Raw genomic sequence first — 14,723 nt, forward strand, 5'->3', positions numbered from 1 at the left:
TAAGGAAAAATATGACAAGCGTATCGTTACAGTGGAACAGGGACTTTGCCCTGGAGCAGACCGCAGGTGATGAGGAACTATTGGCAGAGTTGATCACCCTTTTTCAGGATTCTGCGCAGTCGGACTTTCAGCAGCTGCAGGAGGCTGTAACCGCTGGTGACAGCGATCAGGTCATTGCAGCTGCTCACAGTCTCAAGGGAGCTTCAGCCAGCCTGGGGATCGAGGGAATCAGGGCCCTGGCCATGGAGATCGAGGAAGGGGTCCGGGGCGGACAGAGTGAGGTGGATCAGGCCAAGCTTGCGGCCATGGGAACCTTAATCAAAGAACTGCAAGGCTTGTAATCCCAGCTCACGGGGCTGGGCTGCTGAAAAGCGAGCGAGACTCCCGACAGCCGGCCCCGGGTGGTTGTACCCCAGGGCCGGCAGGGCGCTCTTATGGTTTGATGATCTCGCAATCACAGTCAGCATCCGCGATGTTGAGCAGGAGAAACTTGGCGTTATAGCCATTCTTGATCAGCTCACGGTAGGCCATGTCGGCCCGAGCGCCGGTGGCACAGTGGACATAGACCTTCTTGTCCTTGGGGATCTCACTCATCCGGCTGGGGATCTCATCCAGAGGGATGTTGATCGTATTTTTGAAGATGCCCAGTTCTGCGACCTCTTCCTTGGTCCTGGCATCAACGATGACCGCCTCCCGGTCTTCCCCGGAGGCTGCCTTGCGGAAGTCAGCAAGGGTGACCTCGCCCTTGCCCAGTTGACGGACCCAGCGGATCTCGGTGTTGAAGATCGGCCCTTTTTCAACGGGTTCACCCGAGGCGACCCAGCCCGCGAATCCGCCCTCAACCAGGGAGAGATATTTAAAGCCATCCTCGCGCATTTCTTCCACAGCGTCCATCACCTCTGCCTCTCCATAGAGGATGACCGGAGCGTTGCGGGGGATATCATCCAGGCGATCATCCAACTGATCGTAGGGGATGGAGTAGGCACCCTTGATGCGCCCGGCTACGGCATCGGTACTGGGGCGGATATCCACCAGGACAACATTGCCTTTTTTTATAAAGTCATGGTTCGCATAGGTGGGCAGGTTTGCCTTGGACCAGGCAGGCTCGCCGTCCAGATAGACCCGGATGTTGGTATAGCCAAATTTCTTCGCCAGACCGGCGGAGGTAGTTGACATGCCTCATGTAGGGCCTCCACAGTAGAAGATGAGGAGTCTATCCCTGTCCGCAGGCAGCAGTGCCGCCTTCTTTTTCTTGAGCAGGGGAACCGGGATGGAAACAGCTCCAGGGAGGTGGGCCTGACCGTAGCGACGGGCAGGCCTGGAGTCTACCAGATAGAGTTCCTGCTGCTCGTCCACCAGGGCCTGCAGTTCCCTGGTCTTGATCTCTGTGACCCCTTGCGGCAGCTTGGCAAGCTTAGGCTTGATCGAGGTGGCAACGGTTTCTCCCTTGCGTTGTTCATAGGTTATGATAGCGGCATGCCCCTTGGCCACATGCTCCATCCCCTTGGTCTGCTCGTCAAACTTGACCATCATGACCTTGGCCTGCTTGCCCTTGCCGACCTCGATGGAGATGGTCTTGGCCTTGTTGGATTTGCCGACAATCTTGCCCTTATAGAGTTGGGCTGATTTCTTCTGGGTTTCGGTCGGTCCCCCGGCCTTGATCGCCTGGTCCGCACCCTGGTTACCTGCGCAGCCAAAACTGATCAGGCCTACCATGAGTAGCATTGGTACAAATTTACGCATCGTTTTTTGCACGCTCTTCCTCCTGTGGTTATGGATTCGATCTTGATTCGATCTTGCCGTGTCCTCTTATCCGGTTGGTCGCCTTGACCAAGCAGGTCAACCTGGTTGGCAGACCCGGACACCATCCTGGCTCCGAACACCTTAGCGAACACGGTCGATTAGCTGTTCCAGTGTGGTAGCACATTCCATACCGAAAACCGCGAGGGTAGAAATAAATGGCTGAGCCTCCTGGGGCTGACAGGGCCGGGATGATGAGGCCGGCTGCCGTCGCCCTGGAGAGTTCTGCTCAGCAGGAACGAGCCTTGCTGCAATCCTGGCCCCCTGTCGGCAAAAGGATCACCTCTGTGGCTCCCTCTAGAAAAGGGTATCATATCCGCTTGCTGCTCTTCAAGGAATTGGCTTACGGGAGTGCCTGCTCAGCCGGCAGGCGTCTCTCTCCCAGCTCACCCCGGGAGCAGCCGCTCAAGGGGTGCAAAAATACTGGACCAGGCAAGGCCTCCCAGGGGAGGCTTGCGCTGCAGTAGAGGAGCCGCCGATAGGGGGAGGGAAATCGGCAGCCCAGGCCAAGGTTTGGTGGAGAGATTGTTTCTTTCCGGTTGGATATGTCCCCAAAATAAGGTGTCTTCAGGAGGCTCGCGCTTTGCAGGCCGAGGAAGGCGCCGCTGAGCTGCGGGTAGGCTGCGAAAGATATGAGCGGTGGTCTGGAGGAGTGTCCATTATTTTGCACCGGTTGAACCGGTCCCCCGCTTCCACGGCAGGAGAGGCATTGAGAAGATCGATGAAGGTACGGAGCTATATTTTTTTTCTGGTGATCGCCCTGGGGCTGCTGCCCCTCTTTATCCTGGTCAGCCTCAATCTGCCCAGGACCGTGTCCCGTTTTGAATCAGCTGCCCGACTGGAGAGTCAGGCCCTCTCTGCCGCCAGTCTTACCCGGCTCAACGCACGGATCAGCTGTATCAACAAGAGCCTGCTGCGCACGGCCACCCTCCCGTATACGCACCAGCTTCTGCAGACAGGAACCCAGCAGGCGCCTTTGGAGCAGACCCTCTCTGCCTGGTTCAGCGACGATCTCCAGGTGAGCAGTATCCGGCTCTATTCGGCTGGCGCCGAACTCAAGCTTGCCATGGATCGTTCCGGAGATCAAGGGCCCTTACACCATCTGGAGCTGCTGGATGTTCAGCTGCAGGCCGCGGTGAGCGCCAGCCGCAGCCTGGTGCTGCCGGGAGAGGTCCATCCCCAACTGCTGGAGAGTGAGCAGCTGCCGCCCCATCTCAGCGGCCATCAGGACTACCTGCTGATGATGAGCACCCAGGTGGTTGATAGCCAGGGCCAGTCCATCGGCGTGGTGGCTATGCTGGTCAACCTTTCCCGCTTTCTCGATGATTATCGGGATTCCATCTGGGCCAATTTTGCAGGCCTCCCCTTTTATGGCTGCGGAGCCGGGGGGGAGGTCTCCTGTCAACTCACGGCCAGGCCACCTGATATCTCCGTAGTTAACACTGCAGGCAACAACCGGCAACCACGTTTCAGCGCCATGGATGCCGATCAGCAGCGAACGGCATGGCTGCCTCTCTTCTTTGGAACAGAATCAACGCCTGTGATCTGGGTGGGCAGCCCGGTGGACGAGAGCAGTATTCACCGCTGGAAACGCTCGCTGCTGGTCAATGTGCTCACCATTGTCGGCCTGATGACCATGATGGTCTTTGCCCTTGCCGGCGGGATCAGCCGGAGGATCGAAGACTGGCGTCAAGAGCTGTTGAGCGGTTTAAATACCATCATGAGCCAGGAATTGCCGGTGGCGTTCCATTGGCGGGGTCCCAGGGAGTTGCAGGATCTGGGGGCGGAGCTCTCCACCCTCTCCCAACGTTTTGCCCTGGTTGCGGAGGAGCGCAACCAGGCCCAGCGGATCTCCCGTGAAAGTGAGGAAAGATTCCGCGGCCTCGCCGATTCGGCCAGGGACGCCATCCTGCTGATCGACTCCATGGGCAGACTGGTCTATCTTAACGGTGCTGCGCTTGAACTCTTCGGTTTTTCTGAGACCCAGGTGCTTGGTCAAGAAATCGAACAATGGCTGCAGCTCCAGCCGCTTGATCCGGAGGTTTCCCTGGTGCAACTGGTGTCTGAATCTGTGCTCTATCGCTCCGGTCACGGCCTGGAGTGCAGCCTTATAGATACCCTTGGTCGGCAGATACCGGTGGAGCTGGCCCTCTCTTCTGCCACGATCATGGCTCAGTGGTACGGCATCTGGATCATCCGTGACCTCTCGGAGCGGAAGAAAAGTGAGCAACTGGCCATTCGACAGCAGCAGGAGTTGCTTCAGGCCGATAAGATGATTTCCCTGGGCCTGCTGGTATCCGGGGTGGCCCATGAAATCAACAATCCCAACTCCATCTCTCTCTTAAACCTGCCCCTGTTGGCCAGAAGCTGGGAAAGTATCCGGCCGGTACTCGATGAGTACTACGGTGACTACGGTGACTTTACCGTGGCAGGCATCGATTACTCGGAGATGCGTGAGCAGTTGCCCCGGATCCATGGAGAGCTGGCGGAAAGTGCAGCCAGAATTCGGCAGATCGTTCAAGACTTGAAGGACTACGCCCGCCAGGAGTCCTCGGAGAGTTTTGAACGGATCCAACTCAACCAAGTGGTGGAGTCTGCCATCCGGCTGACCACCAGCAGTATCAACAGGGCCAGCTGTGCATTTGAGGTCCACTATGGCAGCGGCCTGCCCCTGATTCTGGGCAATCGCCAGCGCCTGGTGCAGGTGGCGATCAACCTGATCCAGAATAGCTGTGAAGCCCTTGCGGTTCCAGGGCAAAAGATGATAATAACCACCAGGTCCCAGCGACAGCCTGCCATGGTGGAGCTCGAGGTTTTTGACCAGGGGAGCGGGATCCGTGAGGAGCTGCTGAAACAGATTACCGACCCCTTTTTCACCACCAAACGTGCCCAGGGCGGCACCGGGCTGGGCCTGTCGGTCTCGCTGGCTATTGTCCAGCAGCACCATGGCACCCTTTCCTTTGCATCCAGTGAAGGCGAGTGGACCAGGGTCACCCTTCGACTCCCTGTTGCTTCCGTGAGCTGAGAGGCCGCCTGACCAGGGCGTCTCAGCCGCTGACCGGCCCCATAACCCCAGCGAGGTACTCATTCTTGAAAGGCCAATATCCCCGACAACCGATCCTGCTGGTCGACGACGAATCGGCCTGGCTCCATAGCTTCCGGCTCAGTCTCTGCTCTGCAGGAATGAATCATGTCATCACCAGCGATGATCCCCGCACTGCCATTGAGTTGATTGGTGAACACCGTTGTCCGGTGGTGGTCCTGGATCTGAATATGCCCTATCTGGCTGGTGAAGAGCTACTCCCGCAGATCGTAGAACAGTACCCCGGGGTAGCGGCCATCGTCGTCACCGGCCTGGACACCGTGGAGGCGGCGGTCAGCTGTATGAAGCAGGGGGCATACGATTTTTATACCAAGGTCAGTGAGGAACAGCGGTTGATAAACGGTGTCCGCCGGGCCGTTGAAGTTGCAGAACTGCGCTCAGAGAATGCGGCCCTGAAGACCGGCTTCTTTTCCCAGGAGCTGTTTTGCCCCGAGGCCTTTTCAGAAATCATTACCCATAACCGGCAGCTGCACACCATCTTCCAGTATATGGAGGCCATTGCCTCCACCAGTGAACCGGTGCTGATCAGCGGAGAGACCGGGGTGGGCAAGGAGTTGTTTGCCCGGGCTGTTCACCGCCTGAGCGGACGAAGGGGAAAATTTGTCGCCATCAACATCTCCGGTTACGACGAGACCCTGCTCAGCGATACCCTCTTTGGTCACAAGAGGGGAGCCTACTCAGGAGCAGACACCAGTCGCCAGGGCTTGGTCAGCCAGGCAGCAGACGGCACTCTCTTCTTGGATGAGATCGGTGATCTCAACCAGGTGGCTCAGGTAAAGCTGCTTCGCCTGATTCAGGAACGGGAGTACTACCCTCTGGGTTCAGACACCGCCCGTTCAACCAGTGCCAGGATGATCTTTGCCACCCATCAGGATCTGGAACAGCTGCAGCAAACCGGGGCCTTTCGCCAAGATCTCTTTTACCGTCTCTGCACCCATCAGATCCATATCCCGCCCCTGCGAGAACGGCTGGACGACCTCCATCTCTTACTGGAACACTTCCTGGCCGTGGCCGCCAAAAAGTTGGCTAAACCGCAGCCTGCTTATCCAACAGAGTTGCCGATTCTCCTGGGCACCTATGATTATCCAGGCAATGTCAGGGAGTTGGAAGCGATGATCTTCAACGCCCTCTCCAAACATCAGTCCCACACCCTGAGCATGGATGAGTTTAAACACTACATCTGCCAACGCAACAGCTCGCGGAGCATGGTCCAGCAGGAGTCCCCCCCGGAGATGGGACTCTTTTCCGATGTTCACCCCCTGCCGACCCTCAAGCAGGGCAGCGAGTTGCTGATCACCGAGGCCCTCTCACGGGCCCAGGGCAACCAGGCCATTGCGGCGCAGATGTTGGGTATCACCAGGCAGGCCCTGAACTGGCGCTTGAAACAGGCGGGCTCCCAAAGTAAAAAGGTCGCCTAAACCGACACTGCCAGCACCTTTTCCACCGCCCTCTGCAGTTGGTGAAGGCGTCCTTCCAGGCTGCCGGTGTAGCCTACGGCCAGGCGGAGCAGCCCTGGTGCTAAGCCCATCTTTTGCTGGTCCAGTTCGCCAATCTCTGAAGAGGTCGAGGCGCTGGAGCAACTGATCAGGGTGTCAAAGTAGCCCAAGGAGACGGCCAGCAGACCAAATTGCTCCTCGTTCTGCAGCACCCGCATCAACTCTTCGGCCTGCCCTCGGCTGCCGCAGTCAAGGGTAAGCATCCCGCCGTACCCATAGCCCTGATTTACCATTCCAGCAAACAACTGATGCTGGGGATGACTGGCAAGCCCCGGGTAACGCACCGTTAATCCCAGATCTTCGAGGAGCTCGGCCATGGCCATGGCCCTCCTACCGTGCTCGCGCATCCGCAGGGGAAGGTGGGGCAGGCGTTGATGGATATCAAAGGCAACCCTGGGATCCATGGTCGGCCCTGTAAGCATGATCCTGCCGCTGTGCAGATCCATCAACTCCCGGATAAATGCCTCACTGCCGCAGATGGCACCGGCAATGAGATCGCTGGCCCCGTTGATGAACTTGGTTAAGGAGTAGACCACCACATCTGCTCCCAGCAGGGCCGGGGTGACCACCACCGGTGAGAAGGTGTTGTCGACCACCAGTTGCAGTCCATGATCGTGGGCCACCGTGGCCAGGGCTCTGATATCGGCTATCCTCAGGGTCGGATTCCCCATGGTCTCGCTATAGATCACCCGGGTGTGCGGGGTAATGGCAGCCTCCACTGCAGCCGGATCGCTGGAGTCGACAAAGGTGGTGGTGATATTGAGCTGGGGGAGCAGGGTCTCCAACAGGGCATGACTGCCCCCATAGATGGTATCGCTGGCCACGATGTGATCTCCATGGCGGCAGAGCTGGAGCAGGGTGGTGGCAATGGCGGCCATGCCGCTTGCCGTACCCATGGCAGCCTCGGTTGCCTCCAGGGCGGCAAGGGAACGGCAGAGGACATTCACCGTTGGATTGAAGGAACGGCTGTAGAGAAAACCGTCCTCCCTCTCTCCGGAGAAGAGGGCGGCCATGGATTCGGGATCATCGACAACAAAGGTGGAGGAACGGGAGATGGAGGGGGCGACCCCGCCATGTTCGCCCAGGGTTCGGCTGCACTGTTCAAGGGCCTGTTCCGGGTTGTGGAATTGCATGATAACCTCCTTGTTATTGGTCTCTGCTCCAGCTGAATGGTTTTTTGGGAGTCTCACTGCTCGTCCAGAGGCAGCATCCCGGCTGACTCTATCTCAGAAAAGGCCAGAAAGGTTTCGCTGCGGCCAAAATCCGGCAGTGAAGCGATTTCGACCTTGACCAGTTTCCCCAGTTGCTGCAGATCCTCTGCAACCACCTGGAGGAGGTAATCGAAGCGGCCGCTTACATGGTAACAGGCAGTAATGTTGCTGCAGCGCTTAATGGCCTGTTCAAAGGCTTGAATGTCACCGGCCTCATGGCGATCAAGGGTGATGCCCACAAAGGCCTGGACATGTAACCCGATCTTCTCTGGTTCGATTACGGCCTGATAGCCGCGGATTATTCCCCGCTCCTCCAGGCGTCGTATCCGCTCCTGGAGCGTGGTTGCTGCCAGCTGTAACTCCCTGGCCAGCTCACTGTTTTTTATTCTGGCCCGGGTCTGCAGGGCGGCAAGTATCTGACGGTCAGTATCATCCATGGACAACCTCCTCTCTCAGGTATCTCTTAGACAACAAGCTAAGAGTGGAAATCGCAACTGTAAAGGCTTTTTTGTGTAAGATTTACCAGAATAATGCACTGTTACCGTTGTTATGGCCATTTCTGCCCACGAGGTCCTGACCCGCTCGAGAGCGGCAGGGAATCATGGTCTCGGATTTAATCCAGGCTGGTGTCTGCAAGGACAGGGAAGAAGATGGCCCATTTGGGAGAGTGGTTTGAGACGGCGAAGCTGTTCAGCCTGGAGATCGGGCATAGGAGGAATAGGGGGATGAAGAGGTCTCTTGAATAGAGTCATCGGGGGAGCCTCTCGCTCCCCTGTTCGTGCTGCTGGTAGGGGAAAACAACCAGATGGAGAAGGCATGTTCCTGCAGATGCCCGTGCATCGGACTCAACCACGGCGATCAATAGATCTCAGCCTCCATGGCAGAGCTGGCAGGCAGGACTGGCTCTCTTAAAGGAGTCAGCCGAGGATGTAGCCAATCCCATGATGCAATTGCTGGCCTGGCCGATCAGTACAGAACTCTGGGATCAGGAACCCGCCTTGATTGCCCCAAAGGCGGCAAAGCAGGCGTTCTTGTGGAGCAGTTCCACCTGGGAGTAGCCAACCCGGCGGAGCAGGTCCAGTTGAAAGGTGACCGGCCTGGGAGAATCTTCCCTGCTGATATAGGCAAAGACCTTATCCCGGTAGGCGGCTCCCCCCTGTGTCCCCAGATACGCGCCGTAGCGCTGCTCCATCAGAGCCTGCACCGGTGGATGTTCCTGGCTGACCAGGTCGCTTATCCAGAAACCGCCGCCCGGGCTGTTCAGGGAAAAAATCATGCCCAAGGCCTGCTGCCAATCCTGGTCATCACGGAGATGATGGAGTACCGCGGCTGCCAGGATGACATCATAGTGGTTATGCTCCAGGGGCTGAGTGCGGAAATCCCCCTGCAAAAGACGGATCGCGCCCCCGAAGTTGGCCCTGATCCGCTCTTTGGCCCGTTGGAGCATGGGCAGGCTGAGATCCACCAGGGTAATGGTCTTTGGGGAACATAACTCCAGTAGTTTCATGGTGTTGTTACCGGCGCCGCAGCCAATATCCAAGAGATGGTTTACCTCTGGGGTGGAGGCCACGGCTGCCTTGGTGATCAACTCCATGGTTAGAAGAGCATCCATGGTGGCAGCCTGACCGGTGTTGAGGTTGGAAAAACGCTCTACATCCTGGTCAAAACGGACCCTGATCTCTTCCAGGCTCGATTTATTGTCGTATGCATCGGCTTGCATCTGTTTACTCCTTCAGGGGGAATCGACCGGTGGTCATGTCTGACTCGGGGGAGCTGCGCCGGTAAGGCAAGACCCTCGGGCCCCAGCTCATCGAGGACGAACCGGATTGTGGGCTCTTTAGGCTTGGGGATGAATACTCTCTTCTCAGCTCGATCTAGCATGTGCTCACTGATTGTGCAATGACCGTGTTCTCGGGGAGGTCGATCCCAGCAACAAGAAACGTTCGGGATTGCCGTAATTTTTTATGTAGCCTTGTTGGCAGGCATTTTTTTCTAATTGCGTGAAATTACTTACACCTATTCTGGGTCGGGCGTGGTAGGCTAGGGCCAATAGTGGCAGGTTGCAGAAACTCTGTGCTGATTTCCGCAGCCATAGCCTGCAGGGCCTGTCGCCTACCTGTTCTCTGTCCCCAATACTTTTTTCCCAAGGTGGTGATCCTATTAAACAGCTTACTTCGGAGTCAGCACCACATGTACGAGAGGAGGAGTTGACCTCTGCCCTCTGCCAGGCCCTTATCCTGAAAAAACAGGTTTCAGCGGAACGATTTTCCCTGCCGGATTATGCAGAGCCGATGGACTGTCCCGCCGACTGTCACGCCTGCTGCCGCCGGGGTGTTACCCTGGACCTGACCTCGGTGGAGGCCCTTGTCATCTACCTCCTGAACCGAGGGGTTGTGGAACTGGTGGAGGAATATACCAACCTTCATGGAGAGAACGGGTACTGTCCGTTCCTGATCATGGACAGATGCCGAATCCACCACTACAAGCCCACGGCCTGCCAGATGTACATGCCCTTTGCCTACCACGGAGCGCCCATCTGTTACTATCTTGCCCAGGAGGAGCAGCTGTCTCCCAGGGGAGAGGTCAGGGAACCCAGCCATAACTCCCATGCCTACGATATCCACGGTTATATGATGAAGATGCAGTGTCAGGTCGACCGCTATCTCTCCTGCTCTTTTTTTAAAAATATTTACGATGGCATCCTCTGGTGGGAGTGCCATTACCACAGCCTGCCAAAGGCCACGGTCCGCTGTCTGGAATCGATCTTGTCTGAAGAGCCAAGCGGTCAAAAGATCATGCTGGATTTCGATCTTCGCGCGGCTCTGGCCGAAGGGCACGACCGTTATGAGATGCTGCACGCTCACCCTTAACAGAACTTGACCCACTTGTCGGAAAGATCGAGTTTTCAGCCGAGCCTGGACTGGTCAGCGCCAGGCATGGGCTGGATGTCCTTTAACCATTTTATATCGTTTTCCTGAGCCCCATGAAATACTGTTACTCCTTGAGTTGGCTGCTGGCACTGTTGTTCTTCTGGTTGAACACCTGCCCAGCCAAAGGCAATGGCCTTGCCCCCTTTGATCCCGACCAGGTGCCGGAACGGCCTGACTACGGTCAGGAACAGAGTTGGATTGTCCTGCCCGAGTCCCCTGATCAGTATGGGGTGGATGTTTTCTGGGTTTATCCCACCATCCTTAGCGACGAAACAGCTTGGCTGATGGAGATCAGCGATCCGCAGCTCCAAGAGGCGGCGACCCGTACCCTCAGCCGTCAGGCCGGAGTCTTCAGCGGTCAGGCCAACCTCTATGCCCCCCTCTACCGGCAGATGAACCTGGCAGCCCTGGACTTAGACAAAGAACAGCAGGAACTGCTCATGGCCTATGGCTACCAGGATATCCGGCAGGCCCTTTTGTACTATCTCCGCCGCTATAACCGGGAGCGTCCCTTTATCCTGGCCGGCCATAGCCAAGGGGCGAAGCTGTTGACCGAGCTGCTGGTTCGGGAGTGGGGCAAACTGGGAGGGGAAGAGCGACTGGTTGCCGCCTACCTGATCGGCTGGTCCGTGACCAGGGGTGATCTCCAACAAAACAACCGGCTGGGTCTCTGCACAGCTCCGAAACAGACCTCCTGTATCATCAGCTACAATACGGTGGCCCCGGGGATGCAGTCTCAGGCGCCTACCGTCCTTCCCGGGGCCCTGGTGGTCAACCCGCTCTCCTGGACTACAGATCAGGCCATAGTCAGTGGCCGCCAAAACCTGGGTTCGGTCTTCTTCCATGGGGACGACAGCCGTACCGTTATTCCAGGATTCACCTCGGCCCAGATTATTGACGGAGCCCTGGTGGTCAGGCCCACCCAGGTTTCGTTGTTGCCGTCTCCGTCGCCTGCCTTCCCCCAGGGGGTGTATCATCCCTATGACTATGGTCTGTTTTATGAAAACATCCAGGCCAACCTGGCTCAGAGGATCCAGGCCTTTCTGACGCTTCATCCCGAGCAGTCAGGCGGGCCCGGCCTGAACAGGGGATACCCGGCCCAGGACCAGGCAGAGAGGGAAGCTGCGGCAGACGAGTAACCGGGCCAGCAGCCTGTTTGCCCGGAGTCAGGGCTGGTCCTCTAGGATGGGATCCTGTGGCTGGCGTGTTGCTTCGGGCACAGCGGCGGGAGTGTACCAGGGCAATGTACCGGCAGAGGCGGTAAGGATTCTTCTTTACACCTTACAGCAGTTTGAAGAGGACAAACTGCCTGTTCCGCGCTACTCTCCTGGGGTTGTGGTTGGTTTTTCCCGGAGAAGGGTCCTGATCAGAGAGGCGATCTCCTTTTTAAGCAGAGGCTTCATCACAAAACCTTTGATCCCCAATGCCCGGACATCCTTTTCCGCAACAATACTGGAGTATCCTGTGGCCAGGATGATCGGTACCCCCGGCCGGAGCCGAAGCATCTCCCGGGCCAGGTCCAAGCCGGTCATTCCCGGCATGGTCTGGTCGGTTATGACCAGGTCAATGGCGTGTGGTTGCTCCTGAAAGATTCTCAGGGCCTCTGTGCTGCTGGATACGCCGGTTACCCTGTAGCCCAGACGCTTGAGCATGATCCGACCCAGGTCAACCAGCATGGTCTCGTCGTCCACCAGGAGAATATGCTCGCTTCCGGTCAGGGGCAGGTCCTCCTCCTTGAGTGCAGGAGTCCCTTTTTCCGAGAAGACCGGCAGAAGGACCGTAAAGGTGGAGCCCTCTCCCTCCCTGCTTTTGCAGCTGATAACTCCGCCGTAACTCTGGACGATTCCGTGGACAATGGCCAGCCCCATACCAGTACCCTTGCCGGTCTCCTTGGTGGTGAAATAGGGCTCAAATATCTTGGCCATAACCTGGGGCGGGATTCCAAGGCCGGTGTCGCTGCAGCGCAGTTCCAGATAGTGCCCAGGGGGGGCTGTACCGGCCTCTGCCAGTTGTGATAAGTCATCAAGGGAGTAGTATCTTTGCCGGAGAGCAAGAGAAAGCGTTCCCCCCTGGGATTCCATGGCATGAAAGGCGTTGGTGGCCAGGTTGATGATAATCTGGTGGATCTGGGTGGGATCTGCCAGTATGGAGCCGCAGCCTGGATCGATATCCTGGTGTACGCTAATAGTCGTGGGAAGGGAAGAGCGGAGCAGTTTGAGGCTCTCTTTTATGATCGTGGCAGGTTGACACGAAATCCGTTTGCTCTCGGCTTGTCTGCTGAAGGCCAGGATCTGTTGGACCAGCTCCTTGGCCCTGTGGCTGGCGGTAATGACTTCCCCAAGTTCTTCACGGATGGTGGAGTCTGAAGGGCTGTCCTCCCAGGCCAACTCGGCATAGCCCAGTATCGCGCCAAGTATGTTATTGAAATCACGGGCAATTCCTCCTGCCAATGTACCGATGGCCTCCATCTTCTGGGCTTGATTGAGCCGCTCCTGGAGGAGTTTTTTCTCCCGTTCGATGAGTTTGAGCTGAGTGATGTCCCGGGAAATGCCGATCACACCGATGACACGGCCTGCAGCATCCCGGTAGGGATGCTTAGAGGTCAACCAGCAGGTTTCCCCCTGGCTGGTTGTCAACTTTTCTTCGCTGGTATACGACGTTTTCGAGTCAATGACCCGGGCATCGTTCTCTTTGATGGTTTGCAGCTCCTCCGGAGGAAACAAATTCTGGTCGTCCCTGCCTATGATGGCTTCCTTCCTCTGCCCCAGGGCCTCCTCGAAGGCCGAATTGACCAGGAGGTATTCGCCCTTGAGATTCTTGACATAGACAGGATCATCGGTACCCTCGATAACGGTTTCCAGCAGGCTGTGCTTGGCCTTGATTTCCATCTCCCTCTGCCGCCTTTTTTCCATCTCTCCCCTTAACTCGCTATTGGCACGGTCTAGTTCCAGGGTACGGGCTGTGACCAGTCGTTTCAGGCGGGCGTTAAAGAATAGGAAAATTAGGGTACAGAGGACAAGCCCGCTTAGACCGAAGACGAGCAGGATGATAATTCTTTTTAAATCGCCTCTCTCTTTGGTTGGGGTATAAATAAAGCCACTGAGTGCATAGTCGGCAGGGATTAGTCCCTGCTTCGCATAGATCTCGGCGATACGTTCAACCCGGTAGGGATTGATGTGTCCGATCTCCACGATGTCGGCCATGATCAGTCTTTCGATGGCCTGGGCTTCAAAACGCAGCTGTTCCAGGGATTTTTCAGGAGCATAGTGTTCACGGATCAGGGCGATCATTTCCTCCTGGTGGTCCATGGCATACTGCCAGCCACGGAGTGAGGCGCTACGAAATTTGTCCACCACCTCAGGTTGTTTTTTGAGAAGTCGGGCCGAGGTAAAGAGACTATCTCCGTAAAAGTCGATCCCGTAGTTGATTGGTCGGATGGTGGTGTAGGCGAGCTTCCTGCGTTGCAGAAGGTAGGTTTGGTTGCCGATGCTGCCGTTAAAGCCATCGATCTCGCCTGTGCTGAATCGGGAGATTGCGCTCTGGTCTTTAGGCTGGAGGGAAAGCTGACGGTAATCGACCCCCTCGGCAAGGAACATGGCCTGGAATTCGATATCCTCGTTAAGGTTGATCATCAGGCTCTTACCAATCAGGTCTGCAGGGCTCTCCACCCCCAACTCCGCCCTGATCAGGAGGACTCGGGTGGAGTGCTGGAAGAGGGCCGCCAGCAGGACCATGGGCTCCCCCTCGGCTTTTTTCTGGATCAGCTCAGAGGCGAGGACACCGAAATCGGCGTGACCGGAGAGGACCTGCTCATCGACCTTTATCTGGGGTCCGCCTTCCAGGAGTTGAACATCCAGGCCCTGGTCCCGATAAAAACCCTGATGCAGGGCCGCATAGTAACCTGCAAACTGGTATTGATGATGCCATTTGAGTTGGAGGCTGACCGCTTGCAGAGCTGTTGTCTGCTCTCCATGAGCAGCACCGGCTTCGATCAAGAGGAGGAGCAGGACCAACAGAGGAAGGAGCAGGAGGCTGTACCATTGGCGGGAAAAGAGGGGAGAGGCCAGCGTTGTCGTCGTTGGATCCATGGAAGGGATTCCTTGGCAGTGTAGCTGAGAGCAGGTGATCCGGGAATCTAGTCGGCCAACCACCTGGCCGTTCCCTGTGGATAGAGGGTACTATA

Annotated in this window: 11 protein-coding genes; 5 read left to right on the top strand and 6 right to left on the bottom strand. The window is 57.0% G+C overall.

Annotated features, from left to right (window positions below; all coding sequences use genetic code 11):
- Positions 1-11 precede the first annotated feature (11 nt).
- Complete coding sequence (locus G494_RS0110370) at positions 12-341, top strand: Hpt domain-containing protein (RefSeq protein WP_028584493.1); 330 nt, start codon at positions 12-14, stop codon at positions 339-341.
- A 91-nt stretch (positions 342-432) separates the two neighbouring features.
- On the opposite strand, the gene G494_RS0110375 is transcribed toward G494_RS0110370, so the two are convergent.
- Positions 433-1,176, bottom strand: coding sequence for a rhodanese-like domain-containing protein (locus G494_RS0110375; protein ID WP_028584494.1), 744 nt, complete (start codon positions 1,174-1,176; stop codon positions 433-435).
- Positions 1,177-1,179: 3 nt separating this feature from the next.
- Positions 1,180-1,755: a rhodanese-like domain-containing protein gene (locus tag G494_RS0110380; RefSeq protein WP_153305833.1), complete on the bottom strand. Its 576-nt coding sequence runs from the start codon at positions 1,753-1,755 to the stop codon at positions 1,180-1,182.
- A 766-nt stretch (positions 1,756-2,521) separates the two neighbouring features.
- Between G494_RS0110380 and G494_RS25390 the strand changes: the two genes are divergently transcribed.
- Together G494_RS25390 and G494_RS0110395 are read left to right on the top strand one after the other, a co-directional pair.
- Positions 2,522-4,825, top strand: coding sequence for a two-component system sensor histidine kinase NtrB (locus G494_RS25390; protein ID WP_051305589.1), 2,304 nt, complete (start codon positions 2,522-2,524; stop codon positions 4,823-4,825).
- A 65-nt stretch (positions 4,826-4,890) separates the two neighbouring features.
- Positions 4,891-6,321: a sigma-54-dependent transcriptional regulator gene (locus G494_RS0110395; protein ID WP_028584497.1), complete on the top strand. Its 1,431-nt coding sequence runs from the start codon at positions 4,891-4,893 to the stop codon at positions 6,319-6,321.
- Here the strand turns inward: G494_RS0110395 and G494_RS0110400 are convergent.
- The 3 genes from G494_RS0110400 to G494_RS0110415 form a co-directional block, all read right to left on the bottom strand.
- Positions 6,318-7,532 (bottom strand): aminotransferase class I/II-fold pyridoxal phosphate-dependent enzyme, encoded by a 1,215-nt coding sequence (locus G494_RS0110400; protein WP_028584498.1) that lies wholly within the window; start codon positions 7,530-7,532, stop codon positions 6,318-6,320. The genes G494_RS0110395 and G494_RS0110400 overlap by 4 nt on opposite strands.
- 53 nt (positions 7,533-7,585) lie before the next feature.
- The gene (locus tag G494_RS0110405) at positions 7,586-8,047 is read right to left on the bottom strand and encodes an Lrp/AsnC family transcriptional regulator (RefSeq protein WP_028584499.1); all 462 of its coding nucleotides are present in this window, start codon (positions 8,045-8,047) and stop codon (positions 7,586-7,588) included.
- 548 nt (positions 8,048-8,595) lie between these two features.
- On the bottom strand, positions 8,596-9,330 hold the full coding sequence (locus G494_RS0110415) for a class I SAM-dependent methyltransferase (protein ID WP_028584500.1): 735 nt from the start codon (positions 9,328-9,330) through the stop codon (positions 8,596-8,598).
- A gap of 487 nt (positions 9,331-9,817) precedes the next feature.
- On the opposite strand from G494_RS0110415, the gene G494_RS0110420 reads away from it, so the two are divergent.
- Positions 9,818-10,480, top strand: coding sequence for a YkgJ family cysteine cluster protein (locus tag G494_RS0110420; protein WP_028584501.1), 663 nt, complete (start codon positions 9,818-9,820; stop codon positions 10,478-10,480).
- Between the two features lie 113 nt (positions 10,481-10,593).
- Positions 10,594-11,679, top strand: coding sequence for a DUF3089 domain-containing protein (locus G494_RS22845; RefSeq protein WP_051305590.1), 1,086 nt, complete (start codon positions 10,594-10,596; stop codon positions 11,677-11,679).
- A gap of 180 nt (positions 11,680-11,859) precedes the next feature.
- Here G494_RS22845 and G494_RS25395 read toward each other — a convergent pair whose 3' ends face one another.
- Entirely contained in the window at positions 11,860-14,628 is a 2,769-nt protein-coding gene (locus tag G494_RS25395) for an ABC transporter substrate-binding protein (RefSeq protein WP_051305591.1), read from the bottom strand.
- Positions 14,629-14,723 lie beyond the last annotated feature (95 nt).

This window comes from Desulfogranum mediterraneum DSM 13871 (assembly GCF_000429965.1).
Taxonomy (GTDB): domain Bacteria; phylum Desulfobacterota; class Desulfobulbia; order Desulfobulbales; family Desulfobulbaceae; genus Desulfogranum; species Desulfogranum mediterraneum.

Excerpts from the sequence above, each read along its gene's own strand:
- G494_RS0110405 (WP_028584499.1), bottom strand. The coding sequence starts at position 8,047 with ATGGATGATACTGACCGTCAGATACTTGCCGCCCTGCAGACCCGGGCC.
- G494_RS22845 (WP_051305590.1), top strand. The coding sequence starts at position 10,594 with ATGAAATACTGTTACTCCTTGAGTTGGCTGCTGGCACTGTTGTTCTTC.
- G494_RS0110375 (WP_028584494.1), bottom strand. The coding sequence starts at position 1,176 with ATGTCAACTACCTCCGCCGGTCTGGCGAAGAAATTTGGCTATACCAAC.
- G494_RS0110400 (WP_028584498.1), bottom strand. The coding sequence starts at position 7,532 with ATGCAATTCCACAACCCGGAACAGGCCCTTGAACAGTGCAGCCGAACC.
- G494_RS0110415 (WP_028584500.1), bottom strand. The coding sequence starts at position 9,330 with ATGCAAGCCGATGCATACGACAATAAATCGAGCCTGGAAGAGATCAGG.
- G494_RS25395 (WP_051305591.1), bottom strand. The coding sequence starts at position 14,628 with ATGGATCCAACGACGACAACGCTGGCCTCTCCCCTCTTTTCCCGCCAA.
- G494_RS25390 (WP_051305589.1), top strand. The coding sequence starts at position 2,522 with ATGAAGGTACGGAGCTATATTTTTTTTCTGGTGATCGCCCTGGGGCTG.
- G494_RS0110370 (WP_028584493.1), top strand. The coding sequence starts at position 12 with ATGACAAGCGTATCGTTACAGTGGAACAGGGACTTTGCCCTGGAGCAG.